General features: G+C 71.7%; 23 protein-coding genes. 10 read left to right on the top strand and 13 right to left on the bottom strand.

Annotation, left to right across the window (positions count from 1 at the left end):
* Window positions 1-66 precede the first annotated feature (66 nt).
* On the top strand, window positions 67-867 hold the full coding sequence (recO, locus tag AB3X10_RS15710; RefSeq protein WP_369976176.1) for a DNA repair protein RecO: 801 nt from the start codon (window positions 67-69) through the stop codon (window positions 865-867).
* Between the two features lie 183 nt (window positions 868-1,050).
* Here recO and AB3X10_RS15705 read toward each other — a convergent pair whose 3' ends face one another.
* The gene (locus AB3X10_RS15705; RefSeq protein WP_369981858.1) at window positions 1,051-1,767 is read right to left on the bottom strand and encodes a response regulator transcription factor; all 717 of its coding nucleotides are present in this window, start codon (window positions 1,765-1,767) and stop codon (window positions 1,051-1,053) included.
* Window positions 1,768-2,046: 279 nt separating this feature from the next.
* Here AB3X10_RS15705 and rlmD point away from each other — a divergent pair, with 279 nt between their 5' ends.
* From rlmD to AB3X10_RS15665, 8 genes are all read left to right on the top strand, one after another.
* A complete protein-coding gene (rlmD, locus tag AB3X10_RS15700) occupies window positions 2,047-3,399 on the top strand; it encodes a 23S rRNA (uracil(1939)-C(5))-methyltransferase RlmD (protein ID WP_369976174.1) in 1,353 nt (450 codons plus the stop codon).
* Window positions 3,400-3,509: 110 nt separating this feature from the next.
* Window positions 3,510-4,016 (top strand): CYTH domain-containing protein, encoded by a 507-nt coding sequence (locus AB3X10_RS15695; RefSeq protein ID WP_369976172.1) that lies wholly within the window; start codon window positions 3,510-3,512, stop codon window positions 4,014-4,016.
* A 119-nt stretch (window positions 4,017-4,135) separates the two neighbouring features.
* The gene (locus AB3X10_RS15690) at window positions 4,136-4,813 is read left to right on the top strand and encodes a DsbA family oxidoreductase (protein ID WP_369976170.1); all 678 of its coding nucleotides are present in this window, start codon (window positions 4,136-4,138) and stop codon (window positions 4,811-4,813) included.
* A 142-nt stretch (window positions 4,814-4,955) separates the two neighbouring features.
* Window positions 4,956-5,963 (top strand): beta-N-acetylhexosaminidase, encoded by a 1,008-nt coding sequence (gene nagZ, locus AB3X10_RS15685; protein WP_369976168.1) that lies wholly within the window; start codon window positions 4,956-4,958, stop codon window positions 5,961-5,963.
* Window positions 5,963-6,517 (top strand): hypoxanthine-guanine phosphoribosyltransferase, encoded by a 555-nt coding sequence (locus AB3X10_RS15680; RefSeq protein ID WP_369976167.1) that lies wholly within the window; start codon window positions 5,963-5,965, stop codon window positions 6,515-6,517. The genes nagZ and AB3X10_RS15680 overlap by 1 nt, the downstream gene beginning before the upstream one ends.
* A gap of 82 nt (window positions 6,518-6,599) precedes the next feature.
* Window positions 6,600-7,346, top strand: a complete 747-nt coding sequence (locus AB3X10_RS15675; RefSeq protein WP_369976165.1) for an S-methyl-5'-thioinosine phosphorylase — start codon at window positions 6,600-6,602, stop codon at window positions 7,344-7,346.
* Between the two features lie 86 nt (window positions 7,347-7,432).
* Window positions 7,433-7,639 (top strand): cold-shock protein, encoded by a 207-nt coding sequence (locus tag AB3X10_RS15670; protein ID WP_003488188.1) that lies wholly within the window; start codon window positions 7,433-7,435, stop codon window positions 7,637-7,639.
* Window positions 7,640-7,736: 97 nt separating this feature from the next.
* The gene (locus AB3X10_RS15665) at window positions 7,737-9,014 is read left to right on the top strand and encodes an FAD-dependent oxidoreductase (RefSeq protein WP_369976164.1); all 1,278 of its coding nucleotides are present in this window, start codon (window positions 7,737-7,739) and stop codon (window positions 9,012-9,014) included.
* A gap of 167 nt (window positions 9,015-9,181) precedes the next feature.
* Here the strand turns inward: AB3X10_RS15665 and pdeM are convergent, their stop codons facing one another.
* Genes pdeM through AB3X10_RS15645 form a run of 4 tightly spaced genes read right to left on the bottom strand, consistent with a single transcriptional unit; the run spans window position 9,182 to window position 14,949 of the window.
* Complete coding sequence (pdeM, locus tag AB3X10_RS15660) at window positions 9,182-9,832, bottom strand: ligase-associated DNA damage response endonuclease PdeM (RefSeq protein WP_369976162.1); 651 nt, start codon at window positions 9,830-9,832, stop codon at window positions 9,182-9,184.
* Complete coding sequence (locus tag AB3X10_RS15655; protein ID WP_369976161.1) at window positions 9,822-12,359, bottom strand: ligase-associated DNA damage response DEXH box helicase; 2,538 nt, start codon at window positions 12,357-12,359, stop codon at window positions 9,822-9,824. Before AB3X10_RS15655 ends, pdeM begins: the two co-directional genes overlap by 11 nt.
* Window positions 12,356-13,948 (bottom strand): ATP-dependent DNA ligase, encoded by a 1,593-nt coding sequence (locus tag AB3X10_RS15650; protein WP_369976160.1) that lies wholly within the window; start codon window positions 13,946-13,948, stop codon window positions 12,356-12,358. Before AB3X10_RS15650 ends, AB3X10_RS15655 begins: the two co-directional genes overlap by 4 nt.
* Complete coding sequence (locus AB3X10_RS15645; protein ID WP_369976158.1) at window positions 13,945-14,949, bottom strand: ligase-associated DNA damage response exonuclease; 1,005 nt, start codon at window positions 14,947-14,949, stop codon at window positions 13,945-13,947. The genes AB3X10_RS15650 and AB3X10_RS15645 overlap by 4 nt, the downstream gene beginning before the upstream one ends.
* 95 nt (window positions 14,950-15,044) lie before the next feature.
* Between AB3X10_RS15645 and AB3X10_RS15640 the strand changes: the two genes are divergently transcribed.
* On the top strand, window positions 15,045-16,700 hold the full coding sequence (locus AB3X10_RS15640; RefSeq protein ID WP_369981856.1) for an acyl-CoA dehydrogenase family protein: 1,656 nt from the start codon (window positions 15,045-15,047) through the stop codon (window positions 16,698-16,700).
* Between the two features lie 98 nt (window positions 16,701-16,798).
* Here the strand turns inward: AB3X10_RS15640 and AB3X10_RS15635 are convergent, their stop codons facing one another.
* From AB3X10_RS15635 to AB3X10_RS15600, 8 genes are all read right to left on the bottom strand, one after another.
* On the bottom strand, window positions 16,799-17,167 hold the full coding sequence (locus tag AB3X10_RS15635; RefSeq protein WP_369976156.1) for a hypothetical protein: 369 nt from the start codon (window positions 17,165-17,167) through the stop codon (window positions 16,799-16,801).
* Complete coding sequence (locus tag AB3X10_RS15630) at window positions 17,164-17,706, bottom strand: bactofilin family protein (RefSeq protein ID WP_369976155.1); 543 nt, start codon at window positions 17,704-17,706, stop codon at window positions 17,164-17,166. Before AB3X10_RS15630 ends, AB3X10_RS15635 begins: the two co-directional genes overlap by 4 nt.
* A gap of 207 nt (window positions 17,707-17,913) precedes the next feature.
* Entirely contained in the window at window positions 17,914-19,623 is a 1,710-nt protein-coding gene (locus tag AB3X10_RS15625) for a diguanylate cyclase (protein WP_369976154.1), read from the bottom strand.
* Between the two features lie 196 nt (window positions 19,624-19,819).
* Window positions 19,820-20,179 (bottom strand): hypothetical protein, encoded by a 360-nt coding sequence (locus AB3X10_RS15620; RefSeq protein WP_145701055.1) that lies wholly within the window; start codon window positions 20,177-20,179, stop codon window positions 19,820-19,822.
* A gap of 90 nt (window positions 20,180-20,269) precedes the next feature.
* On the bottom strand, window positions 20,270-21,823 hold the full coding sequence (locus AB3X10_RS15615) for a J domain-containing protein (RefSeq protein ID WP_369976152.1): 1,554 nt from the start codon (window positions 21,821-21,823) through the stop codon (window positions 20,270-20,272).
* Window positions 21,820-23,508 (bottom strand): Hsp70 family protein, encoded by a 1,689-nt coding sequence (locus AB3X10_RS15610; protein ID WP_369976150.1) that lies wholly within the window; start codon window positions 23,506-23,508, stop codon window positions 21,820-21,822. The genes AB3X10_RS15615 and AB3X10_RS15610 overlap by 4 nt, the downstream gene beginning before the upstream one ends.
* Before the next feature lie 214 nt (window positions 23,509-23,722).
* A complete protein-coding gene (locus AB3X10_RS15605) occupies window positions 23,723-24,064 on the bottom strand; it encodes a hypothetical protein (RefSeq protein WP_179563703.1) in 342 nt (113 codons plus the stop codon).
* Between the two features lie 123 nt (window positions 24,065-24,187).
* Entirely contained in the window at window positions 24,188-25,363 is a 1,176-nt protein-coding gene (locus AB3X10_RS15600; protein WP_369976148.1) for a thiolase family protein, read from the bottom strand.
* Between the last annotated feature and the right edge of the window lie 55 nt (window positions 25,364-25,418).

Raw genomic sequence — 25,418 nt, 5'->3', positions numbered from 1 at the left:
GCAGTCCCGAGTCCCGAGTCCCGAGTCCCGAGTCCCGAGTCCCGAGTCCCGAGTCCCGAAGCGTCCATGCTCATCGAACACGAACCCGCCTTCGTCCTGCATGCGCGCCCCTGGCGCGAGACCAGCCTGCTGGTCGAGGTGCTGAGCGCGCGCTACGGTCGGCTGGGGGTGCTGGCGCGGGGCGTGCAGGGACCGAAGAACCAGCCGTTGCGCGCCGCGCTGCAGCCGTTGCAGTCGATCCGCTTCAGCGCGCAGCGCCGCGGCGAGCTGGCCCAGCTGCGTGCCGCCGAGGCGCTGGATACGGCGCCGCGCCTGAGCGGCGACGGCATGCTCGCCGGGTTCTACATCAACGAACTGACCCTGCGCCTGGCGCCGCGCGACGACCCTGCGCCTGACCTGTACCTGGCCTACGCGCGGGTGCGTGCGCGGCTCGGCGCGGAGGCGCCGCTGGCGTGGACGCTGCGCTGCTTCGAGCGCGACCTGCTGGACGCCCTGGGCGTGGGCTTCGACCTGCGCCACGACGGCGACGGCGAGCCGATCGACCCGGCCGCGCGCTACGTGCTGGATGCCGAGCACGGCCCGCGCCGCCTGCTCAGCGACCGCGGCCACGACCAGCGCAGCGGCATGGCCACCGGCCGCGCGCTGCTGGCGCTGGCTGCCGACGAGATGCCGGTGGCCGAGGATCTGCCCGGCCTGCGCCGCGGCATGCGCGTGGTGCTGCTGCACCACCTCGGCGGGCGCGGCCTGAAATCGTGGGAGATGCTGCATGACCTGGCCCAGCAGCGCCGCGCTGCAGTGGCTGTGGAAATGCCGGAGGTGCCCGAGCCGTCGGAAGCGCCTGAAGCGCCCAGGCCAAAGGCCGATTGAGCCGCGCTTCCCCCGGCCGGATGCCTGCAGGAGGGGGTTCAGCCGCGACCGCGCCCGCAGCGTGCCGGCTTACGGGTGGCGTGTGTCGCGGCTGAAGCCGCTCCTACAGGGAGCGGCGCGTGCGGCGAATATGCCGACGCCCCCGCTTTTGCGAATCCCCACTCCCCACTCCCCAATCCCGGCTCAATGCAGCAACGCCGCCACCGCCTCGCTGAACTGGTTGCGCGCCTGCGACGAGGCCGGGTCGCCCTGCAGCTGGCGCACCGCGCGCGCCAACCGTGCGGCGCCGACGAAGCCGCAGCTGGCCTGCAGCCGGTGCAGGTGGTTGCGCACGGCCTGCTCGTCGCTGAGCTGCAGCGCCGAGGCGACCGCGTCGCGGGTGCCCGGCAGTTCGGCCAGGAACAGTTCGCGCAGCGCGATCAGGTGCGAGCGCTCGCCGTTGAGCGCGACCAGCGCGGTGGTCTCGTCCCAGTCCACCGCCACCTCCGCGGCGCTGGGTGCAGCGCCGACCCGGCCGCGCGCCAGCAAGCGGCGCACCGCCTGCAGCAGGCGTTCGGGACTGAGCGGTTTCAGCAGCACCTCGGCGAAGCCGGCGCCGAGCAGGTGGTCGCGGACCGCGCCGCTGGCATCGGCGGTATGCGCCAGCGCCAGGGTGCCGGGGCGCTGCCGTTGCAGCCGCTGCAGCAGGTCGGCGCCGTTGCCGTCGGGCAGGTTGGCGTCGATCAGCCACAGGTCGTGTTCGTGCGCCTGCGCGCTGGCCAGCGCGGCGGAAACGGTGTCGGCCAGATCGACCTGCGCGGGCAGGGATTCCAGCGTCACTTGGAAGAACGTGCGACTGATCGGGTCGTCCTCGACCAGCAAGAGTCGCGTCACAGGGTCCTGGGTCGATGCCATCCTTATGCCTCCATGCGGCCTGGGCGCATCTTAGCGGCTGCGACGATGCGTCGCACCACTTTGCGCCGCCGCCGCCGCGTCCGCAAGCCGGTGCCCCGGGCCAGCCGCCGGGGGCCGCTGGCCGGATCGGCGCAGGCCAAGGCAACCCGACGCGCCGCGTCCGGGCGCCGGTAGGGCGGCGTTAGCGCCCGCGCCCGCGCACCGCAGGGCCGCTCCCCGCGCATCGGCAGGCCCTGGCGCATCTGCGACAATGGCCGCCCTTTTCCGCCCGCAGCCTGCCGCCACGTGGCCCGATCCAGAAACCGCCTAGACCGCACCCCGTTCCAGACCGATATCGCCGACCTCAGCCACGACGGCCGCGGCGTCGCCCGCCCCGAGGGCGAGGGCGGCAAGGTCGCCTTCGTCGCCGGCGCGCTGCCCGGCGAGACGGTCCTCGCCGAACCCACCGCGCGCAACCGCCATTTCGACGAGGCGCGCACCCTGCAGGTGCTCAAGGCCTCGCCGCAGCGGGTGCAGCCGCGCTGCCCGCACTTCGGGGTCTGCGCCGGCTGCGTGCTGCAGCACCTGGCCGAGGACCAGCAGATCCTGGCCAAGCAACGCGTGCTGACCGAGAACCTGGAGCGGATCGGCCACGTGACCCCGCAGACGGTGTTGCCGGCGCTGTCCGGCGAGCCCTGGGGCTACCGGCGCAAGGGCCGTTTCTCGGTGCGCCGGGTGGAGAAGAAGGACAAGACCCTGGTCGGCTTCCGCGAGCAGGACCCGCGCTTCGTCGCCGACCTGTCGGTGTGCCACACGGTGATCCCGCAGATCGGCTTCAAGGTGAGCGCGCTGGCCGAGCTGGTCGAGAGCCTGGACGGCAAGCGCGACATCCCGCAGATCGAGTTCATCGCCGGCGACGCCGCCGTGGCGCTGACCTTCCGCCACATGCAGCCGCTCAGCGCGCGCGACCAGGCGGCGCTGGTGGCGTTCGCCCAGGCCCACGACTTCGCCATCTTCCTGCAGCCCGGCGGCGTGGACAGCGTGCACCCGCTGTACCCGCAGGAGGTGCCGCTGTCGTTCCGGCTGCCGCAATGGGACGTGGAGCTGGCGTTCCGGCCGCTGGACTTCATCCAGGTCAACGCCTCGCTCAACCAGAAGATGATCGCGCACGCGCTGACGCTGCTCGACGCGCAGCCCGGCGACCGCGTGCTCGACCTGTTCTGCGGGCTGGGCAACTTCACCCTGCCGCTGGCGCGCACGGTGCGCGAGGTGGTGGGCGTGGAGGGCGATGCGGGGCTGGTGGCGCGCGCGCGCGACAACGCACAGCGCAACGGCCTGGACAACGCGCAGTTCTTCGCCGCCGACCTGACCCAGGACCAGCGCCAGGCGCCGTGGATGCGCCAGGGCTTCGACAAGCTGCTGCTCGACCCGCCGCGCTCCGGCGCGATCGAGGTGCTGCGGCAGCTGCCGCTGGACAGCTTCCAGCGCATCGTCTACGTCAGCTGCCACCCCGGCTCGCTGGCGCGCGACGCCGGCTACCTGGTCAACGAGCAGGGCTTCGCGCTGAAGGCGGCCGGCGCGATGGACATGTTCCCGCATACCGCGCATGTGGAGAGCATTGCGGTGTTCGAGAAGCCGGGATTGGGGATTGGGGATTAGGGATTCGTTGGGAAGCCGGGATTGGGGATTCGGGAACAGGGATTCGTAACAGCGGCGCCTGCGCGCTGGCTTATGCTTCGACCAATCCCGAATCCCGAATCCCGAATCCCATGCCTTTAGAGATCGAACGCAAATTCCTCGTCACCGGCGACGGCTGGCGCGCCGCGGCGCATCGGGTGATCCCGATGGCGCAGGGCTACATCAACGACCAGGCGGCGATGGACAGCGGCGCGCAGAGGGCGTCGGTGCGGGTCCGCATCCAGGACGAGGAGGCGTTCCTCAACCTCAAGTCGCGCGAGCTGGGGCATACCCGGCAGGAGTTCGAGTATCCGCTGCCGCTGGACGATGCGCGCGCGCTGCTGGCGCTGTGCGTGGGCGGGCTGATCGACAAGCGCCGGCATCTGGTGCGGCACCAGGGCCATCTGTGGGAAGTGGACGAGTTCCTCGGCGACAACGCCGGGCTGGTGGTCGCCGAGATCGAGCTGGACAGCGCCGACGAGGCCTTCGCCAGGCCCGACTGGATCGGCGCCGAAGTCACCGACGACGCGCGCTACTACAACCTGGCGCTGGCTTCGCATCCGTTCTCTCAGTGGCCGGGATTCGGGAGTCGGGATTAGGGATTCGTTGAGGTGCCGGGATTGGTGATTTGGGATTGGGGATTCGCAAAGCGGGTCAAGCGCGGCGATCGGGTTTATGCTTTTGCGACTCCCCAATCTCGAATCCCGAATCCCCGCTCATGCGCCTCGATATCTGGTCCGACGTGGTCTGCCCCTGGTGCTGGATCGGCAAGCGCCGGCTGCAGCAGGGCATCGCGGCGCTCGGCGCGGAGGCGCCGGCGCTGGAGATCCACTGGCATCCCTACCTGCTCGATCCCGACGCCGGCACCGAGCCGGTGCCGCTGCGCGAGGCCTATGCAGCCAAGTTCGGCGGCGCCGCGCGCACCGAGCAGATCCTGGCGCAGACCCAGGCCACCGCGCGCGCCGAGGGCCTGCCGTTCGATTTCGATCGCGGCCAGGTGCGGGTGACCACGCTGCCGGCGCACCGGCTGCTGTGGCTGGCCGCGCGCGAAGGCGATGCCGAGGCGGTGGCCGAGGCGCTGTTCCACGCGCATTTCGCCGAGGGGCGCAACCTGGCCGAGACCGGCACGCTGCTCGCGGCCGGCGCCGCCGGCGGGCTGCCCGCGGCGCGCGTGCAGGCGCTGCTGGACGGCGATGAGGGCCTGGCCGAGATCCAGGCGCAGCTGCGGCAGGCGCAGGCGATGGGCATCCGCGCGGTGCCGACCTACGTCATCGACGGCCGCCACGCGATCCAGGGCGCGCAACCGCCGGAGGTGTTCGCCGCGACCTTGCGCGGCCTGCTGCCGCCGGCGCCCGACGCCGCCCAGGACTGCGGCCCCGACGGCTGCGCCGTCTAGCGGCTGTCGCAGCGCGGCAACCTGGCCGACACACAGCGCGGCTTGGCCGCCGCGCGCCGTCGCGGCCACCTGCCGCCGACGCCGGCATCTGCGACAATGCCGCCCAGGCGCGCTGAACAGCGCTGGCAGGAGAATCCCCCGCATGCTCGCGATCGGCGTCGCCGGTACCGAACTCACCGCACAGGAACGCGACTGGCTGCAGCACGATGCCGTCGCCGGCGTGGTCCTGTTCAAGCGCAACTTCGCCTCCAGGGCGCAGCTCGTGGAGCTGACCGCGGCGATCCGCGCCGCCGCGCCGCGGCCGCAGCTGATCTGCGTGGACCAGGAAGGCGGCCGCGTGCAGCGCTTCCGCGAGGGCTACAGCGCGCTGCCGCCGCTGCACGGTTTCGGCGCGCTGTACGCGCGCGACCGCGATGCGGCGCTGGCGCTGGCCGAGCAGCATGCCTGGCTGATGGCCAGCGAGGTGCGCGCCAGCGGCGTGGACCTGAGCTTCGCCCCGGTGGTGGACCTGGCGCGCGGCAACCGCGCGATCGGCGACCGCGCCTTCAGCGACGATCCGCAGGTGGTGGCCGCGTTCACCGGCGCCTACGTGCGCGGCATGCACAGCGTCGGCATGGCCGCCACGCTCAAGCACTTCCCCGGCCACGGCACGGTGCTGGAAGACACCCATGTCGACAACGCCGAGGATCCGCGCCCGCTGCAGGAATTGCGCGAGCAGGACCTGCTGCCGTTCGCCGCCGGCATCGCCGCCGGCGCCGATGCGGTGATGATGGCGCACGTGGTGTATCCGCAGGTGGCGCCGGAGCCGGCCGGCTATTCGCCGCGCTGGATCCAGCAGATCCTGCGCCAGGAACTTGGCTTCCGCGGCGTGGTGTTCTCCGACGACATCGGCATGGCCGCCTCGTTCGCCGCCGGCGGGGTCGCTGCACGGGTGTCCGCGCACCTGGATGCCGGCTGCGACGTGGTCCTGGTCTGCCATCCCGAACTGGTCGAAGCATCGCTGCAGGCCGTGCGCGACCGCCCGCTCAATACCGCCGCGCTGCTCGGCCTGATCGGCCGCGGCGCCCTCGGCTGGGACGGCCTGCTCGCCGATGCCCGCTACGGCCACACCCAATCCCACCTGCTCGCAACCTTCGGAAAAACCGCCTGATGTCCACTCTCACCATCGCCCAGGCCCTGGCCCAGGCCGACCTGCTGGTCGATCGTCCGCACCTCGACCAGGCCATCGCGCGCATGGCCGACGCCATCGCCGCCGACTACCGCGGCGAGATCCCGGTCTACCTGACCATCATGCACGGCGCGCTGCCGTTCGCCGGGCAACTGGCGCTGGAACTGGGCGCGCGCGGCCAGGACCTGCAACTCGATTACCTGCACGCCACCCGCTACCGCGGCGAGACCGTCGGCGGCGAGCTGGTGTGGAAGCACCGCCCGGCCACCGCGCTGTACGGGCGCCGCGTGCTGCTGCTCGACGACATCCTCGACGAAGGCCTGACCCTGCTGGCGGTACGCCAGTGGTGCCTGGAACAGGGCGCCACCGACGTGCGCATCGCGGCGCTGACGGTCAAGCGCCACGACCGCCGCGTGGACGGCGTCGACGCCGACTACGTGGGCGTGGAAGTCCCCGACCGCTACGTGTTCGGCTTCGGCATGGACGTCAACGAAGGCCTGCGCAACCTGCCGGCGATCTACGCGATGAAGGAGTAGCGCGCGCCGCAGGGCGCCGTTTCTTTCCCGCGCGCCGGCCGTCGTGGCCGGCGCGCGCGTACGTTCTGATTCGAGGATCCGCATGGACAACATCGCACTGGCCGTGATCGGCGGCACCGGCGTCTACAAGCTCGCGCAACTGGACGACGTGGAGGCCCGCGAGGTCGACACCCGCTACGGCAGCCCGTCCGGCCCGGTGCGCATCGGCACGCTGCTCGGCCACCGGGTCGCGTTCCTGGCCCGGCACGGCGAAGGTCATTCGCTGCCGCCGCACAAGATCAACTACCGCGCAAATCTTGCGGCGCTGCAGCAAATCGGCGCCACCCGGGTGCTCGCGCTCAACACCGTCGGCGGCATCGGCGAGCGCTTCGGGCCGCGCGTGCTGGCCTGCCCGGACCAGCTCATCGACTACACCTGGGGCCGCGTGTCCACGCTCAGCGAGGAGCCGGGCAGCGAGGTGCTGCACGTGGATTTCGGCCACCCGTATTCGCCGATGCTGCGCAGCAAGGTGCTGGCCGCCGCGCGCGTGACCGGCGCCAAGGTGGTCGATGGCGGCTGCTACGGCGCGACCCAGGGACCGCGATTGGAAACGATTGCAGAGATCGCGCGGCTGCGCCGCGACGGCTGCGATCTGGTTGGCATGACCGGCATGCCGGAAGCGGGTCTGGCGCGCGAATTGGGCCTGGAATACGTGTGCCTGGCGATCGTGGCCAACTGGGCGGCGGGCTGCGGCGACGCGCAGGAAATCACCCTGGCCGAGGTGCTGGCCAACGTGGAGGCGGCCTCGGCGGGGTTGCCGGAGCTGATCGGCGAACTGGCGCGCGGGTGATTGTCTTCGCTGCGCAAGCTTTGCATACTCCGCCGGTGCGGGATGCCGCACAACCACCCATTCATTGCAAAAGGTCTCGCATCACCATGCCGAACGGTACCGTCAAGTGGTTCAACGACGCCAAGGGATTTGGCTTTATTTCACCGGAAGACGGCAGCGCCGATGTATTCGCGCACTTCTCCGCGATCAACTCCAAGGGCTTCCGCAGCCTGCAGGAAGGACAGCGTGTCAGCTATGACGTGACCCAGGGTCCGAAGGGCGCGCAGGCCTCCAATATTACGCCTGTCGAGTAAATCGCTTGCTCGGCTGAGCTTTTCTTGAACCCCGCTTCGGCGGGGTTTTTTATGGAAGGCGTTGCCGCTGCGGCAGCGCCCGCAATCAGTGGATGCGATGAAGCAACGGATGCAGATCGGCATCGTCGGCTACGGCACGGCGGGCCAGGCCCTGGCGCTGCTGCTGGCGCGCGACGGCCATCGGGTGCAGGTGTTCGAACGCGCGCCGCAGCCGGGTCCGGTCGGCGCCGGGTTCCTGCTGCAGCCCACCGGGCTGCAGGTGCTGTGGCGGATCGGCCTGCTCGAACCGGCGCTGGCGCACGGCGCGCCGGTGCGCCGACTGTACGGCGAGACGCCGTGCGGCCGCGCGGTGATGGACATGCGCTACCGCGACCTGGACACGCGCCTGTTCGGGCTGGGCATGCAGCGCGGCGCCTTGTTCTCGCTGCTGGCGCAGGCCTGGGACGGCTATGCCGAGTTGCAGCGCGACACGCGCATCGTCGCCATCGACGACGGCCTGCGCCGGGTGCAGGACCAACACGGGCGCTGGCATGGCCCGTTCGACCTGGTGATCGCCAGCGACGGCTCGGCCTCGGCGCTGCGCGCGCAGGTGCAGGGCACGCGCCTGGACCGGGTCTATCCGTGGGGCGCGCTGTGGTGCCTGCTGCCGCGCGGCGACTGGGCCTTTGCCGACGAACTGCGCCAGCGCTACGTGGCCGCGCGCAAGATGATCGGCCTGCTGCCGGTCGGCACCCGGCCCGGCGATCCCGAGCCGCGCATGAGTTTCTTCTGGAGCCTGCCCACCGCCGATTTCGATGCCTGGCAGGCGCGCGGCATGGAGGCGTGGCTGGACGAGGTCGCGCAGCTGTGGCCGCAGGCGCGCGAGCGCCTGGCGCAGGTGTGCGCACCGGCGCAGCTGGCGCGGGCCAGCTATCGCGACGCGGTGCAGCAGCGCTGGTACCGCGGGCGCCTGGTGCTGGCCGGCGACGCGGCGCATTCGATGAGCCCGCAGCTGGGGCAGGGCGTCAACATGGCGCTGATGGATGCCTGGGCGTTGAGCGAGGCCTTGCGCGAGGCGCCGGACCTGGACGCGGCGCTGGCGCGCTACCAGGCGCAGCGGCATGCGCACGTGGCGGTGTACCAGTTCTGGAGCCGCTGGCTGACCCCGCTGTTCCAGTCCGAGCGCGACCTGGTGGCGCGCGTGCGCGACCTCGGCATGCTGCCGGCCGGGCGCATGCCCGGCGGCCGCGGGCACATGCTGCGCGTGCTCAGCGGCACCCAGCACGGCTGGTTCGGCAAGCTGCCGCTGGAACCCGGATTCCTGCAGGCGCTGGCGGAGGCGGCAGCAGTGCCACGGATTGCAGCAGGGCAGGCGCAGGGCGAACAGGTGCAGTGAGCCAGCGCGTTCGTGCAGGTGGCGACCGACGTTGTTTCTGCGATCGGCCGGCCTGTTGCGATGCCGCGGCGCCGTCGCTTCCCCGTGGGAGGGACTTCAGTCCCGACGCGTTACCGGTAAGGCGTCGGGACTGAAGTCCCTCCCACAGACGTATCCGCAGCGGCGAGTTATTCGACTGCCGCCGGCAACGCCAGCGTCGCGCCCTCGACGCAGGCGACCAGGCGTTCGCCCGCATCCAGGACCGGCACCACGCCGGCGGTGAACTGCGAGAACGCGGGCAGCACCGTCATCCGTTCGCGCAGCCAGAACGCCGGCCAGCGTTGGCGCATGCCGGGCAGCTTCGCCAGCGGATGCAGGTGCCCGCACAGCACGTGCAGCCGCGTGTGCGGCGCCGGATCGTGGCGCAGCGCGAACGGGCCGTCCTCCACCTGTTCGCCCAGCAAGGCGATGTCCAAGCCGGCGCCGGCCAATGCACGGTCGTGGTTGCCGGCGATCGCGGCCACGCGCAGCTGCGGATGCGCATCGCGCCAGGCATGCCAGTCGCGCTGCCAGGCGGCCGCGGGCGCGGCGCCGTGCAGCACGTCGCCGAGGATCCACAGTTCCTGCGCGTCCTGTGCCTGCAGCAGTGCGGCGAGGCGCTGCAGGTCCAGCGCGGTGCCGCCGCTGGGCAGGCCGATGCCGGCGCGGCGGAACACGTCGGCCTTGCCCAGGTGCAGGTCGGCGATCAGCAGCCGCCGCCGCGCCGGCCAGTACAGCGCGCGCTCGCCGAGCAGGCTCATCGGTTCGCCGGCCAGGGGCCAGTCCAGTTCAGCGCGCATGGCGCTGTTCCAGCTGCGCGGCGGCGCGCATCACCCGCGCCTTCCAGTCCTCGGTGCTGAGCTGGCCGCGGATGCTCTCGGCCCACAGCGGGAACGACAGCGGGGTCAGGCTGCGCGGGGTGTGCAGGGCCAGATCGCGTCCGGCGCAGTCGTGCAGCGTGGCGGCGAGCCGGGTCAGCTCCATCTCGCCCTGCAGCACCTCGCGCTCGGCCTGCGCCAGCAGCAGGTGCCCGGGATCGAAGCGGCTCAGCACGTCGTACAGCAGGCCGCTGGAGGCCTGCAGCTGGCGCAGGCTGCGCGGCGTGCCGCCGGGCAGGCTCGGCGGCAGCAGGCCGGACACGCGCGCGATCTCGCGGAACTGGCGCCGCGCCAGTTCGCCCAGGTTGAGGCTTTCGCGCAGGTCCTCGAACAGGCGTTCGGGGCTGAGCAGTTCGCGCAGCAGGGGTTCGTCGGCGACCACGTCCTGCGCTGGCGACAGCACCAGGCCGTAGTCGTTGGCGGCGAAGCTGAAGGTATTGCGCTGGCGCCGGCCCCAGCGCAGCGCCAGCAGCGCGGCCAGGCCTTCGTGCACCTGGCGCCCGGCGAACGGGTAGACGAACACGTGGCGGCCGTCGCGGGCGCGCACGCTTTCCACCAGCAGCCGCTGCGGAGAGGGCAGCGCCGACAGGGCGCGCTGCAGGCCGAGCAGCGGCGCCAAGGCGCGCAGTTCCTCCTCGCCGCGCGGCTCGGCGAACACCGCTTCCACTTCGCGCGCCAGCGCCGAGGACAGCGGCATGCGCCCGCCGATCCATTTCGGCACGCTGCCGTCGCCGCCCTTGGCCAGGCGCACGTAGGCGGTCATGTCTTCCAGTCGCACCAGTTCCAGCAGGCGTCCGGCGAACTGGAAGCGGTCGCCGCGGCGCAGGCGGCCGACGAACTGCTCCTCCACCGCGCCGAGCCGGCCGCCGCGCAGGAAACGCACCGCGACGCTGCCGTCGCTGGTGATGGTGCCGATCGACAGCCGGTGGCGCAGCGCGATGCGGCGGTCGTGCACGCGGTACACGCCGTCCTCGTCCAGCACCACCTTGCGGTAGTCCGGGTACTGCGCCAGCGCGCGCCCGCCCTGCACGACGAAGTCCAGCACCGCGGCCCAGGTGGCCGCGTCGAGCGCGGCGAACGCGGCGGTGCCGCGTACCTCGGCGAACAGGGCATCGGCGCGGAAGCCGCCGCCCAGCGCGCAACTCACGCAATGCTGCGCCAGCACGTCCAGCGACAGCCGCGGCGCGGGCCGCGATTCGATGCGGCCGTGGGCGATGGCGCGGCGCGCGGCGGCGTATTCGACCAGTTCCAGCGCATGCGACGGCACGCACAGCACGTGGCCGGCCTCGCCGGGACGGTGCCGGGCGCGGCCGGCGCGCTGCAGCAGCCGCGCCACGCCCTTGGGGCTGCCGATCTGCAGCACCTGGTCGACCGCGGGAAAATCCACGCCCAGGTCCAGGCTCGAGGTCGCCACCACGCAGCGCAGGCTGCCGTCGCGCAGGCCTTGCTCGGCGGCGCGGCGCAGCGCCGGATCCAGCGAGCCGTGATGCAGGGCCAGCGTCTGCGCCTCTTCCGGCCATACCGACTCCAGCGCCTGGTGCCACAGCTCGGCCTGCGCGCGGGTGTTGGTGAACAGCAGGCTGGTGCGCACCGCGAACAGCTTTTCCAGCACCCGCGGCAACTGCGCCAGGCCGAGGTGGCCGGCCCAGGGGAAGCGCTCGCCGCTGGCCGGCGTCAGCGTTTCCAGGGTCAGCGTGCGCGGCTTGACCCCGGCCACGATCGGCGCGTGCGCGACATGCGGCAGCAGCACGTCGCGCGCTTCGTCGAGGTTGCCGAGCGTGGCCGACAAGCCCCAGGTACGCAGCGCCGGCGCCCACGCGCGCAGCCGCGCCAGGCACAGCTGCAGCAGCACGCCGCGCTTGTTGCCGAGCAGCTCGTGCCATTCTTCGACGATCACGCAGCGCAACGTCGCCAGCTGCGGCGCGGTGTCCGGATAGGACAGCAGCAGCGCCAGCGACTCGGGCGTGGTCACCAGCACGTCGAGCTTGCCGCTGCGCGCCAGGCGCTTGTCGCGCGCGCTGGCGTCGCCGGTGCGCAGGCCGATCTGCCAGTCCAGGCCCAAGGCCTCCACCGGTTCGCGCAGCGCGCGCAGGGTGTCGGCGGCGAGCGCGCGCAGCGGGGTGATCCACAGCACTTTCAGGTCGCGCTGCGCTTGCCGGCGGGACCTCGGTGCCGACGCAGTCTTGTCGGCACCGGCTGCCTTTGCGCGGCGCGGCCGCTTGTCTGCCGCCGCCTGCAGCGCGGCCTGTTCGCGCAGGCCTTCCAGCAGCGGGCCGCCGAATGCGGCCAGGGTCTTGCCGCTGCCGGTGGGCGTGTGCAGCAGGCCCGAGCCGCCGTCCAGGTAGTGCCGCCACAGTGCGCGCTGGAACGGCAGCGGCTGCCAGCCCTGCGCGGCGAACCACGCGTACAGCGGCGCATCGGCCGGGCGCTTGCGCGCCTGCGCCGTCATCGCGCCAGCGCCTGCAGCGTGGCCAGCCGGTCGGCCTCGGCGAACGGCTTGTCGTGGCGCCAGCGCAGGATGCGCGGGAAGCGCACCGCGATGCCGGACTTGTGCCGGCTGCTCTTGTTCACCGCCTCGAAGCCGAGTTCGAACACGTGGTATGGCGTCACCGCGCGCACCGGGCCGAAGCGCTCGGTGGTGTGCGCGCGGATCCAGCGGTCCAATGCCAGGATCTCGCTGTCGTCCAGGCCCGAATACGCCTTGGCCACGGGCACCAGTTGTTCGCCGTCCCACAGCCCGAACGTGTAGTCGGTGTACAGCGTGCTGCGGCGGCCGTGGCCGGCCTGCGCGTACAGCAGCACCGCGTCGATGGTCAGCGGCTCGATCTTCCACTTCCACCAGTCGCCGCGGCGGCGCCCGGACTGGTAGGGCGAGGACGCGCGCTTGAGCATCAGCCCTTCCACGCCGCGCGCGCGCGCGTCCTCGCGCAGCGCGGCGGCGTCTTCCCACGACGCGGCCTGCACCTGCGGCGACAGCACGATGCGCGGATCGGCGTGCGCGTCGAGCAAGGCCTGCAACTGCGCGCGGCGCTGTGCCAGCGGCTGCTCGCGCAGGTCGATGCCGTCCAGTTCCAGCAGGTCGTAGGCGAGCACCCGTGCCGGCGTATCGGCCAGCGTCTTGGCGCCGGGCTTGCGGCGCTGGATGCGGGTCTGCAGCGCGGTGAACGGCAGCGGCGCGGTCTCGCCGTCGCGCCAGCCCAGCAGTTCGCCGTCGATCACCGCATCGTGCGGCAGCGTGGCCGCGGCGGTCTCGATCTCGGGAAAGCGGCCGTCCAGACGTTCCTCGCCGCGCGACCACAGCGCCACTTCGCCGGCGCGGCGGATCAGCTGCAGGCGGATGCCGTCCCACTTCCATTCCAGTTGCCAGTCGTCGATCGCGCCCAGCGTGGCCACGTCGTTTTCCAGCGGCGAGGCCAGGAAGAACGGGTAGGGCTGCTGGCGGTCGCTGGCCAGCACCTCGAGCGAGAGCAGGTCCTGCAGCGCGGCCGGGGTCGGCGACCACGCGCCCAGCATGCGCTGGGCGATGCGCGCGATGTCGATGCCGGACATCGCCGCCAGCGCCTGCTGCACCAGCCGTTGCGACACGCCCACGCGCAGCGCGCCGGTCAGCAGCTTGTTGAACAGCAGGCGCTCGTCGAAGGCCAGGCTGCGCCAGCCGGCCAGCACCGCGGCGTGGCGCGCGGCCTCGTCCTGTGCGGCGACCGGCAGCAGGCGTTCCTCGATCCAGTCGCGCAGCGGCGCCGGATCGGAGGCCGCGGCCGGGTCGTCGAGCAACAGGGTCAGGGTTTCGGCGAGGTCGCCGACATGGTCGTAGCTGTCGTCCACCAGCCAGCCGGGCAGGCCGCTTTCCTGCGCGATCCACTCGCGCAGCTCGCGGGTGTTGGCGATGCGCCGCAGCTTGCCGCCGCTCAGCAGCCAGATCGCCCACGCCGCGTCGGCCGGCGGCGCCTGCTCGAAATACGCGACCAGCGCGGCGCGCTTGTCCAGCGTCGCGGTGCTCTGGTCCAGTTGCCGGTACAGCGCGGCGAAGCGTTTCATTCCTCGGCACCGTAGTCGGTGCGGAACGCCTCGGCGGCCACGCCGCGTTCGTTCAGGGCGCGGATGATCGCGTCGGTGTTGCCGTGGGTGGCGATGACCCGCTGCGCGCCGGTCTCGGCGATGGTGCGCAGCAGGTCCGGCCAGTCCGCATGGTCGGAGACCACGAAGCCGCGGTCGTAGTTGCGCCGGCGGCGGTTGCCGCGCAGCCGCATCCAGCCCGAGGCGAAGCCGAGTTGCGCGTGGCGGAAGCGGCGCAGCCACGGGCTGCCCGCCGCCGACGGCGGCGCCAGCACCAGTTGCCCGGCGTAGTCGGCGCGCTTGTCCAGCTCGGCGACCGGCCGCGTCTCCAGCATTGCCACCCCGGCCTCGCGGTACACCGCCACCCCGGCCGCTACGGCGCCATGCAGCAGCGCCGGCTGGTCGTCCCACGGCTGCAGTTCGGCCAGCACCCGCTGCGCCTTGCCCAGCGCGTAGCAGAACAGCACCGCGGCCTCGCCGCGCGCGGCGCATTCGCGGCGCCAGGCGACGATCTCGCGCGCCACCGTAGCGGTGTCCGGCCAGCGGTATACCGGCAGGCCGAAGGTGGCCTCGGTGATGAAGGTGTCGCAGCGCACCACTTCGAACGCGGCGCAGGTCGGGTCGGGCTGGCGCTTGTAGTCGCCCGAGGCCACCCACACCTCGCCATCCACGGCGATGCGCACCTGCGCCGAGCCGAGCACGTGCCCGGCCGGATGCAGCGACACCTGCGCGGCGCCCAGCGCGAAGCGTTCGCCGTAGTCGTAGGCGCGATACGCCTGCTCGCCCAGCCGCCAGCGCAGGATCGGCAGGCTGGCCGCGGCGCAGTGGTATTCGCCCATGCCGGCGCGCGCGTGGTCGCCGTGGCCGTGGGTGATGACCGCGCGCGGCACCGGGCGCCAGGGATCGATATGGAAGTCGCCGGCGGGGCAGTACAGCCCTTCCGGGCGCAGCACCACCAGGTCCTGGGAGGCGGGTTTCGGCATGGCCGCCACTGTGTCCAAGCCGGTGTGCAGGAGATGAGAATCCAGGCCGGGCGATTCACCGCGCGCGCGGATCGGCCACAATGCGGCAAGCGCTTCTGGGAGGGAGATGCATGCAAACCGAACTGCCCGCCTTCGCCACGCACGTGGTCGACAACCAGCCGCCGCCGTTCGAGCCGCGCGACCTGTGGGCCGACGATGCGGTGCTGCGCGCCGCGGTCGCGCGCGAAGGCGGCGACGCGTTCGCCGCGCAGCTGGCGACGTACGGCGCGCTGGCCGGCGACACGCTGTACCGGCTCGGCTTCGACGCCAACCGCGACCGGCCGCGGCTGCGCACGCACGATCGCTATGGGCAGCGCATCGACACGGTCGACTTCCATCCGGCCTATCACCAGTTGCTGGCGGCGGCGAAGACGCACGGCGTGGCCGGCCTGTCCTGGCACACGCCGCAGCCGGGCGCGCATGTGGCGCGGGCGGCGCTGAGCTACCTGCACCACCAGGCCGAGGCCGGCACCAGTTGTCCGCTGACCATGACCCATGCCGCGGTCGCGGTGCTGCGCCAGGAACCGGCGCTGCGCGACTGGGCGGACAAGGCCGCCGCGCCGCACTACGACCCGCGCGACGTGCCGATCGCCGACAAGGCCGGCATCACCCTGGGCATGGGCATGACCGAGAAGCAGGGCGGCTCGGACGTGCGCAGCAACGCCACCGTCGCCACGCCGCTGGGCGGCGAGGGCGAGTACGCCTTGGTCGGGCACAAGTGGTTCTTCTCCGCGCCGATGTCCGACGGCTTCCTGGTGCTGGCGCAGGCGCCGGGCGGGCTGAGCTGTTTCCTGCTGCCGCGGCGCCTGCCCGACGGCCGGCTCAACGCGCTGCGCCTGATGCGGCTGAAGGACAAGCTCGGCGACTGGTCGAACGCGTCCAGCGAGGTGGAGTTCGCCGGCGCCTGGGCGCAGCGCATCGGCGAGGAAGGGCGCGGCGTGGCGCGCATCATCGGCATGGTGATGCTGACCCGGCTGGACTGCATGCTCGCCGCCGCCGCGCAGATGCGCATGGCGCTGGCGCAGGCGCTGCATCACGCGCGGCACCGCCTCGCGTTCGGCAAGCGCCTGGTCGAGCAGCCGCTGATGCGCAACGTGCTCGCCGACCTGGCGCTCGAGTCCGAGGCCGCCACCGCGTTCGCCATGCGCGTGGCGCGCGCGGTGGATGCGGCCGAGCGCGATCCGGCCGAAGCCGCGTTCGCGCGCATCGCCACCGCGCTGGGCAAGTACTGGCTGTGCAAGCGCGCAGCGGCCTTCGTCAACGAAGCGCAGGAATGCCTCGGCGGTGCCGGCTATGTCGAGGAATCGATCCTGCCGCGGCTGTACCGGCAGGCGCCGTTGAATTCGATCTGGGAAGGCAGCGGCAACATCCAGTGCCTGGACGTGCTGCGTGCGCTGACGCGCGAGCCGGCCAGCGCGGCGGCGTTGCTGGCCGAGCTGGAAACCGCGGCCGGCAGCGACCCGGACTACGACAAGGCGCTGGACGCGCTGCGCGCGCCGCTGGCCGGCAACGGCGAGGTGGACGAATACGCCGCGCGGCGCATCGCCGAACGCATCGCGCTGGCCCTGCAGGCCGCGCTGCTGCTGTGCAGCGCCAGTCCCGCTGCCGAGGCGTTCGTGCGCAGTCGTCTGGCCGGCGCGCACGGGCTGGCGTTCGGGACGCTGGAGGGGGATGTGCCGGTGGAGGAACTGCTGGCGCATGCCTTGCCGTAAGCGTGCGGCATGGCTGCGCGCCGTACCCTCACCCCAACCCCTCTCCCGGTGGGAGAGGGGCTAGGCTATTCGCGAGTCCCGAGTCCCGAGTCCCCGTCTCAATGCCGCGTCCCGCGCTTGCCGCCGCCCTTGGCCTGGGTCGCTTCCACCGACAGGGTGAAGCTGCGCTCCTCGCCGTCCTGCATCGCGCCGACGCCGACCAGCTGGCGCTTGATCTCCTCGCCGCGGCCGTTGCGGATCGTCACCACCACCGTGTATTCCCACGCGGTGCCGTCGGCGGGATGCTGGATGGTGCCCTGCACGCGCAGCGGCACCGTCGCGGTCGGCGCCGATTGCTGCAGCACCGCCGAGTCGAAGCGCAGGTGGTGCTTGCAGGCAGGGCAGACGCTGGCGCTCTCCAGGATCGTCGCCTTGCAGTGCGGGCAGGTCCGGGTCGCCCCCGGGGTGCCGGGACGCGGCGTGCTCATGCGCCGGCGTCGGGCTCCGTGGCCTTGCCGCCCTTGCGGCCCTTGTCGTCTTCCCAGCCGAAGTCGGCCTGGCCGCGCATCCGCGCGCCGGAGGCCACGGTCAGCGAACCGGCCTTGACGTCGCCGATCAACGCGCCGGACGCCAGCAACTCCACCTGCGAGGCCGATTCGATATTGCCTTCCAGCTCGCCGGCGATGATCACCTTGTTGGCGCGCACGCCGCCGCTGAGCTTGGCTCCGGTCTCGATGGTCAGGTCGCCCTGCACGTTGACGTCGCCCTTGAACTTGCCGGCGATGCGGATATGGCCGGCGCCTTCGATCTTGCCCTCGATGGTGATGTCGGCAGCGATCAGCGACTCCTTCGCCGCCGGCGGTGCGGCGCGCACGGGGGTGGGGGCGGCGGCGGCGACCGCTGCGGCGGACTCGCCGATCGCCGGGTCGGCGGCCGGACGCGGTTCGGGCACGGCAGCGGCCGCGGGCGTGCCGGGCAGCGGCAGGCCGTCCTTGCGCGGGGTACCCTGATCTTTCCAGATGGACATGCGAAGACGTCTCCAGTCGGGGGAATCCCGACTATCGCCGCTCTACCGCTTCGATTTTGTGACAACCATCGCTAAAGCGCGCTTCGTACGCCGCGATCGGGTCCAGGGCCCGCGGCACGATCGGGCAGCGGCATGGCCGTGTGCGGGCACCGGGGCGGCAGATGTCCAGCACAGGCACGGCGCGCCGGCCCCATCGCGCCGATCGCCTCAACCCATCCCGTCCAGCGCCGGATCGAACTGCTGCACCTGGTTGCGGCCGCTGCGCTTGGCCCGGTACAGCGCCGCATCGGCCTTGCGCAGCAGGGTGGTGGCGACCACGCCGTCGCGCGAGTAGCTGGCCAGCCCGATCGAGAGCGTCACCCCCGGCAGCGCCTTGCCGTCCAGCGTGGTGCTGATCTGCTGCGCGGCGCCGCGCAGCTGCTCGGCGATCGCCAGCGCCGCCTCGGCGCCGGTCTCCGGCAGGATCACGGTGAATTCCTCGCCGCCGTAGCGGCAGGCGATGTCCTCGCCGCGCAGCCGCGAGGCGAGCATCTGCCCGACCGCGGCGAGCAGGCTGTCGCCGCCGCCGTGGCCATGCAGGTCGTTGAAGTGCTTGAAGTGGTCCACGTCCAGCATCAGCAGCGACAGCGGCACCGCACGGCGGGCGCAGCGCGCCAGTTCGTGGTTCAGCGACTCCTCCAGATAGCGGCGGTTGAACAGGCCGGTGAGCGGATCGCGGATCGATTGCAGGCGCAGCGATTCGCGCAGGCGCAGGTTGCTCAGCGCCAGCGACAGCTGTTCGGCCGCGGCCTCGGCGATGCCGATGCGCGCCAGCGGCCCGGGACCGGGGCCGGCCAGGAACACGAAGCCCAGCTGCGTGCCCTGCGCCGACAGCGGAATGCAGGCGCTGCTGGCGCCGATGGCCTGCGGATCGTCGAGCAGATGCGCGCACGCGGAGTCGTGGCGCAGCGCGTGCACGAAATGCGCCTTGTCGCGGCGCAATGCCCAGCACTCCTCCGGCGCCACGGTCGGTTCGCTGCGCACAGGCGCCTGGCCCCAGGCGACGATGGACTCGGCGCGGTCCCTGGACGCACGCAACAGGTACACGCTGCCGCCGGCGTCGGGCATCAGCGCGGCGAGCATGCGCGCGGTCACCGCCAGCGCTTCCTTGGGGTCCACGCAGCTCTGCAGCAGGCCGGTGTAGCGGCTGAGCGCATTGAGGTCGGCGCTGGTGCGCTCCAGGTCCTGCACGCTGGCGGCCAGCTTGTCGTTGGCGATCGAGGCGGCCTGCTCGGCGCTGCTGCGGTTGCGCAATTCGCGGAACAGCAGCGCGTAGACCACGCACACGCTGCCCAGGCCGAACGGGATGCCGGCCAGGGCCAGGGCCAGCAGCAGATCGGAACTGCGCTGGTTGGAGCGGTCGCGGCTCTGCAGCAGCTGTTGCTCCAGTTCGATCATCTGCTGCACGTGATCGCGGATCGCGCTGGAGTCCTTGAACACGCTCGGCGCCATCGCCTGCTGCAGCGCCTGCAGTCCGTCGCGCTGGTAGATCTCGAGCATCTGCTGCATCTGCGCCAGCCGCGCCTGCACCAGCCGCCGCAGGACGTCCACGTTGGCCACCTGCACCGGGTTGTCGGCGACCAGGGCACGCACTTGCGCCAGGTGCCGCGGCACGCGTTCGGCGCTGTCGCGGTAGTTGCTCAGGTAGGCCTGGTTGCCGGTCAGTTCGTAGCCGCGCGCCGAGGTTTCGGCCTGCAGCAGGGTCGACTGCACTTCGTCGATGCTGCGCAGCACCTGGTGGGTATGGGCCACGCGCGCCGCATCGGAAATCGAACGCTGCGCACCGGTGAACACGCCGAACCCGATCAGGACGAAGACCAGGGCCGAGAACAGAAGCGCTAGGCGGGTTCTGATCCGCACGCGATGGAACGTCGACATGCGCGGATTGTAACCAGGGACCGGCTCGGCCGACGCGGCGCACGCAAAGAGAGTCGCAGGTCACGCCATGGCTCGGCGAGCTTGCGACGCCAGCGCGGGGCCGCTGTTGCTGTGGCGGCAGCGTGGTGGCGCAGTACGCCGCGGCGCCACGCCACCCGCCGCATCCCGCGCGTTGCGCGGGTGCGGCGGGCTGCGTTCAATGCGTTTCTTTGTCGCCGTTGTGCGGGTCTTCGTTGGCGTTCTCGCGGGCCTTGTCGGCGAGCTTCTGCGCCGCGCTGGCGGTCGCCTCGGTGGCGTCGGCCGCCGCTTCCTTGGCGGCGGCCGAGGCATCCTGCACGGCCTCGGAGTTGGCGGCGCGGTGCGCGGCGTCGCGGGCGTCGGCGGCGACTTCGCGGCCGGTCTGCGCGGCCTGGTCGGCGGCTTCCTTGGCCGCTTCGCCGGTCTGCTCGGCGGCGACCTTGGCGTCGCGTTGCGCCTGTTGCGCTTCCGGGCCTTGGCAGGCGGCCAGCGCCAGGGCGCCCAGCAGTGCCACTGCCACGATCGGGGTCTTGTTCATGCGCGTTCTCCGTTGCTGGGTGATGCGGCGCAGCCTAGGCGGGCGCGCATGCAGCCGGCGTCAATGCCGACGCGCGCCGCCGGCTCGCGTTCAGGAACGCCGCCAGCGCAGCCGGCGGTGGCGCAGCAGGTCCCATGCCCACAGGCCCAGCGCCAGTGCCGCGCCGAGCGGGACAGGGAGCGACTGGGCCAGGCTGGGAGTCAGGAAGGCCAGCCAAAGAACGGTGCTGTTCGGGCGGTAGGGCCGCCCGCTTCGCCGCCATAGCCGCACCATCGACAACAGCAGCGCGATGGTGGCGATGACGCCGCCGACCAGGGACTGCCCGCGGATCTCGCTCACGCCCAGGCCGATGCCCGCCAGCAGCGGAACGCACGACCAGCGTAGCCAGTGCGGCGCCGGCGAGCGCGTGTCCGACTCCGGTTCGCTCTGCCAGCGCAGCAGCGTGCCGGCGAGCAGCCACGCCGCCCACAGCGCCGCGATCGCCAGCGCGCCCATGCCGCTGCGCGAGGCCGCATAGGACATCGACAGCGGCTCCGGCGACAGGACGCTGAGCGCGGCCAGCAGCGACAGCACGACCGTCAGCAGCAGCGCACCCGCGGCGCAACGCGCCAGGCCGACCTGCAGCCGCGCGCGGGTCAGGTAGCCGGCGTCGGTGGCGCTCATCCAGAAGCCGACCTGCTGCCGATCCACCGGTGCCGGCAGCGTGTCCAGACGGCCCTGGTCCAGGCGCAGCAGCAGGCGCCGCAAGGCCAGCGGCCGTCCCGGCAGCAGGCTGGCCCAGAGCGCCTGCGGCAACGCGAACGGACGCGTCAGCTGGCGCATCAGCGCGGGCACCCGGTATTGGTCGGCGCTGGTGGGATAGACCCGCCGGGCCAGCGCCTCGGCGTTTTCCGGCTGCACTTCCCAGACCAGGTGCAGGCGTTCCTGCAGCAGCGGCAAGCTCTGCGCGGCGCTGCCGGCGGCGATGTCGTCCAGGCCGAAGAAGCCGAGCAGGACGGCGAAACTGTCGTTGTGGATCGGCGGTACCCGCTGTTGCAAGCGGCGGCACAGCAGCCAGCCGACCTGGGTCTTGTCGCGCAGCGACCATAGCGCCGGTTGGCGTTCCAGCCACTGCTGCAGCGCTTGCGGCTCGGCGCGCGTGGCCAGGGCGAGGAGTTCGTCGCACAGCGCGTCGGGGTCGAACGCGTGCGGCGCGGCGCTGGGGTGCGGTGATGGTGGCGGCTGTTGCCGCCCGGCCAGGGGCGGGGCGCGGCCGTCGGTTTGCGGGTGGCGCTGGTGGCCATCGAGTTGCTGGCCATCGAGGGAATCGCTGTGCGTGGCGGGCGCCGTCGTCGGATTCGGGCATGCCTCATCACCGTCGTCGCCGTGATTGCCGCAGCCAATGTCATCGTTGGCGCCAACGCCATCGCCGCTGCTCGCCGCGTCCCCCGGGACGCGATCCTCGTCTTCGTCCTCTTCCTCGCCGGATGCCGCATCGCGCGCCTGCGCCCAGGCCAGCGCCGCCTGGTAGGCCGCGTGCAGTTGCTGGAAGCCTTCCGGGTCGGTATCCGGGCGATGCTGGCGCAGCAGCTTGGCGTAGCTGCGCTTGATCGCGTTGGCGTCGGCGTCCGGCGGCAGCTGCAGCCACCGCAACGCCCAGTTCAAGCGCGCCGCTCCAGTGCGTCCAGGGCCTCGCCGAGGCGCTGGCGGTGGTCGTCGATCAGGCGCAGGTCCTGGGTGTCGAGCGCGCCGCGGAAGGCGACGATCCAGGCCTGGATCTGCTCGCGCAGGTCCAGGTATTCCTCGTACATGCGTTCGGCGCGCGCGAGCAGGCTCAGGTTGTCCTGCTGGTCGCGCGGATGGATCTTCAGCGCCTGCAATGCGGCCAGCCGTGCGCGGATCTGCTCGGCGTCGAGCAGGCCGGGGTTCTGCTCCAGGATCAGTTCGTGCTTGCGGCCGCCGTGATGCTCGGTCACTTCCACCTGCAGCAGGCCGTTGTTGTCGTAGGTGAAGCGCGCGGTGACGCCTTTCTCGGCCCTGGGCAGGTGCCTGGGCAGCGTCATCCGCAGCTCGCCGAGCTTGATGTTCTTGGCCACCAGCGGGCTCTCGCCCTGGTAGACGTCGATCACCAGGTGTTCCTGCTCGTCGTGGACCGGGTAGAAGTCGTCCTCGCGGCTGATCGGCACGGTGCTGTTGCGCTGGATGATCGGATGGAACAGGCCGGTGCGCAGCTGGCCTTGCGCGTCGTGCGAGGCGACCTCGGTGCCGAGCGTGTACGGGCACACGTCGGTGAGGATCACTTCCTCCAGCGCGGCGTCGCGAGCCTTCATCCCGGCCGCCACCGCCGCGCCCAGCGCCACTGCCTGGTCGGGGTTGATGTGGCGCATCGGCAGCCGCCCGAACATGCGCGTGACCAGCCGGGCGACCAGCGGCATGCGCGTGGCGCCGCCGACCAGCACGATCTCGTCCAGTTGCGCCGGCTGCAGCCGCGCATCGCGCATCGCCCGTTCCAGCGGCGCGCGCATGCGTTGCAGCAGCGGTTCGGCCAGGCGGTTGAAGCGTTCCTCGTGCAGCGTCCAGTGCAAGGCCTGGCCCGCCACGTTGATCTGCACCGTCGCTTCCTGGGCGCTGGACAGCGCGCGCTTGGCCGCTTCCAGCCGCCGCCGCAACTGCCCGCTTTCCTGCACGCTCAGCGCCTGCGGCGCGAGCGCGTGGTCGTCCAGGAACGCCTGCAGCAGCAGTTCCAGGAAATCCTCGCCGCCGAGGAAGTTGTCGCCGGCGCTGGCGTGGACCTCGATGACGCCTTCGAACATCTCCAGGATCGACACGTCGAAGGTGCCGCCGCCCAGGTCCAGCACCAGGAAGCGGCCATGGCCCTCGCGTTCCTGCAGGCCGTAGGCGAGGGCGGCCGCGGTGGGCTCGTTGATCAGCCGTTCGACGCGGATCCCGGCCAGTTCGCCGGCGGCGCGGGTGGCCTTGCGCTGCGCATCGGAAAAATACGCCGGCACGCTGATCACCGCTTCGCGCACCTTCTCGCCGAGCGCGGCCTCGGCATCGGCCAGCAATGCGCGCAGCACGATCGCCGACAATTCTTCCGGGCGGAAGCGATGCGCGCCCAGCACGGTCTCGCGGTCGCTGCCCATCCAGCGCTTGAATGCCGCCACGCTGCGCTGCGGATGGCTGACCAGGCGCTCGCGCGCGGCCTGTCCGACCAGGATGCCGCTGTCGTCGACGCTCACCACCGACGGGGTCAGCAACTCGCCGAGCGCATTGGGAAACAGGCGGCTGCCCTGCTCGGAATAGGCGCCGATCAGGGAATGCGTGGTGCCGAGGTCGATACCGACGATCATCGCGTGGCAGGTCCGTTGCGAAAGGAAACGGTGGGGGAATGGCGGCCGCCGGCAGGCAGGCGACGGCCATCATAGCGTCGGCCGAATGCCGCACGCAGCGCGCGGTGCGGCTGGCGCGACCGGCCGACGCGACGGGCGTGACCCGAATCGCAGGCAAAGAAAAAGCCGCTGGCGAACCAGCGGCTTCTTCAGACGTGCCTGAAGCGAGAAGTGATTACTTCTTGGCTTCTTCGGCAGCGTCCTTGGCCTTGTCGGCGGTGTCGTCAGCAGCCTTGGCGGTGTCGGCAGCCTTGTCGGCAGCGGCATCGGTCGGGGCAGCGGCGGCAGCGGCCGAAGCGTCGGCAGCGGTGTTGGCGGCGGTAGCGGCCGTGTCGGCAGCAGCCTGGGCGGAATCGGCGGTGGCGGCACCGGCGGCCGAAGCCTGGTCGGCAGCAGCCTGCGCGTCGGTGGCGGCTTCGTTAGCCGAAGCAGCGGCGTCCTGCGCCTGCTCCTGCTTCGAGCACGCGGCCAGGGCCAGGCCCAGGGCCATTGCGATCAGCAGCTTGTTGATGCTCATGTGTGTCTATCCTCGTCGTTTAGTTAGGCAACGCGCTATTGCGCGCCCTCAACATGATGACAAGCCAAAGTCGGCTGTCAAGCGCACGCGCATTCATTTTTGTGTTTTATGGGTTAATCCCAATCAAATCAATTCGATGGCGATCGCCGTCGCCTCTCCGCCACCGATGCACAGGGTCGCGATTCCGCGGCGTCCGCCGCGCGTGCGCAACGCGTTTAGCAATGTCACCACCAGCCGCGCGCCGGATGCGCCGATGGGATGGCCGAGCGCGCAGGCGCCGCCGTTGACGTTGACCTTGGCCGGGTCCAGACCCAGCTCCTTGATCGGCACCATCGGCACCACCGCGAACGCTTCGTTGATTTCGAACAGGTCGACCTGGTCCAGGCTCCAGCCGACCTGTTCCAGCAACTTCTTGATCGCGCCGACCGGGGCGGTGGTGAACCATTCCGGGGCCTGCGAGAAGGTCGCGTGGCCGACGATCCGCGCCAGCGGCGCGATGCCGCGGCGGGCGGCGTCGTCGGCGCTGAGCAGCACGGTGGCGGCGGCGCCGTCGGAGATGCTGGAGGAACTGGCGGCGGTGAGCGTGCCGTCCTTCTTGAACGCCGGCTTCAGCGTGGGGATCTTGGCGATGTCGGACTTGCCCGGCTGTTCGTCGCTGGCGAACACCGCCTCGCCCTTGCGGGTGGCCACGCGCACCGGCACGATCTCCGCGTCGAAGGCGCCGTCGCGCTGCGCGGCCTGCGCACGGGTCACCGACTCGATCGCATACGCGTCCTGGTCCTGGCGGCTGAAGCCGAACTTCTCGGCGGTGGCCTCGCCGAACACGCCCATGGCCTGGCCGTCGTCGGGATTGGTCAGGCCATCCCAGGCCATGTGGTCCACCGCCTGGAAGTTGCCGTAGCGGTTGCCGGTGCGCGAGTTGGGCAGCAGGTGCGGCGCGTTGCTCATCGATTCCATGCCGCCGGCGACGACGATGCTGGCCGAGCCGGCCTTGATCAGGTCGTGGCCGAACATGATCGCCTTCATGCCCGAACCGCAGACCTTGTTGACGGTGGTGGCGCCGGTGGCGTCGGGCACGCCGGCCGCGCGCGCGGCCTGGCGCGCCGGCGCCTGGCCGAGGTTGGCCGGCAGCACGCAGCCCATGATCACTTCCGACACGTCGGCGGCGGGGATGCCGGACTGCTCCAGCGCGGCGCGGATGGCGGCGGCGCCGAGTTCCGGCGTGGGCACGCCGTTGAACTGGCCCAGGAAGGCGCCGATGGCGGTGCGCTTGGCCGCGGCGATGACGATCTCGGTCATGGCAAACCCTTACGAAAGATTAGTCGCCGATTATCTGCCTCGGGGCGGCTTCTGC

The organism is Xanthomonas sp. DAR 80977 (assembly GCF_041240605.1).
Classification (GTDB): Bacteria; Pseudomonadota; Gammaproteobacteria; order Xanthomonadales; family Xanthomonadaceae; genus Xanthomonas_A; species Xanthomonas_A bundabergensis.
The sequence above is the reverse complement of the archived record's forward strand: the minus strand, read 5'-3'. Positions and strand labels throughout refer to the sequence as shown.

Coding starts and splice junctions, on each gene's coding strand:
- recO (WP_369976176.1), top strand. CDS start 67: ATGCTCATCGAACACGAACCCGCCTTCGTCCTGCATGCGCGCCCCTGG.
- AB3X10_RS15695 (WP_369976172.1), top strand. CDS start 3,510: ATGCCTTTAGAGATCGAACGCAAATTCCTCGTCACCGGCGACGGCTGG.
- AB3X10_RS15690 (WP_369976170.1), top strand. CDS start 4,136: ATGCGCCTCGATATCTGGTCCGACGTGGTCTGCCCCTGGTGCTGGATC.
- nagZ (WP_369976168.1), top strand. CDS start 4,956: ATGCTCGCGATCGGCGTCGCCGGTACCGAACTCACCGCACAGGAACGC.
- AB3X10_RS15680 (WP_369976167.1), top strand. CDS start 5,963: ATGTCCACTCTCACCATCGCCCAGGCCCTGGCCCAGGCCGACCTGCTG.
- AB3X10_RS15675 (WP_369976165.1), top strand. CDS start 6,600: ATGGACAACATCGCACTGGCCGTGATCGGCGGCACCGGCGTCTACAAG.
- AB3X10_RS15670 (WP_003488188.1), top strand. CDS start 7,433: ATGCCGAACGGTACCGTCAAGTGGTTCAACGACGCCAAGGGATTTGGC.
- AB3X10_RS15665 (WP_369976164.1), top strand. CDS start 7,737: ATGAAGCAACGGATGCAGATCGGCATCGTCGGCTACGGCACGGCGGGC.
- pdeM (WP_369976162.1), bottom strand. CDS start 9,832: ATGCGCGCTGAACTGGACTGGCCCCTGGCCGGCGAACCGATGAGCCTG.
- AB3X10_RS15655 (WP_369976161.1), bottom strand. CDS start 12,359: ATGACGGCGCAGGCGCGCAAGCGCCCGGCCGATGCGCCGCTGTACGCG.
- AB3X10_RS15650 (WP_369976160.1), bottom strand. CDS start 13,948: ATGAAACGCTTCGCCGCGCTGTACCGGCAACTGGACCAGAGCACCGCG.
- AB3X10_RS15645 (WP_369976158.1), bottom strand. CDS start 14,949: ATGCCGAAACCCGCCTCCCAGGACCTGGTGGTGCTGCGCCCGGAAGGG.
- AB3X10_RS15635 (WP_369976156.1), bottom strand. CDS start 17,167: ATGAGCACGCCGCGTCCCGGCACCCCGGGGGCGACCCGGACCTGCCCG.
- AB3X10_RS15630 (WP_369976155.1), bottom strand. CDS start 17,706: ATGTCCATCTGGAAAGATCAGGGTACCCCGCGCAAGGACGGCCTGCCG.
- AB3X10_RS15625 (WP_369976154.1), bottom strand. CDS start 19,623: ATGTCGACGTTCCATCGCGTGCGGATCAGAACCCGCCTAGCGCTTCTG.
- AB3X10_RS15620 (WP_145701055.1), bottom strand. CDS start 20,179: ATGAACAAGACCCCGATCGTGGCAGTGGCACTGCTGGGCGCCCTGGCG.
- AB3X10_RS15610 (WP_369976150.1), bottom strand. CDS start 23,508: ATGATCGTCGGTATCGACCTCGGCACCACGCATTCCCTGATCGGCGCC.
- AB3X10_RS15605 (WP_179563703.1), bottom strand. CDS start 24,064: ATGAGCATCAACAAGCTGCTGATCGCAATGGCCCTGGGCCTGGCCCTG.
- AB3X10_RS15600 (WP_369976148.1), bottom strand. CDS start 25,363: ATGACCGAGATCGTCATCGCCGCGGCCAAGCGCACCGCCATCGGCGCC.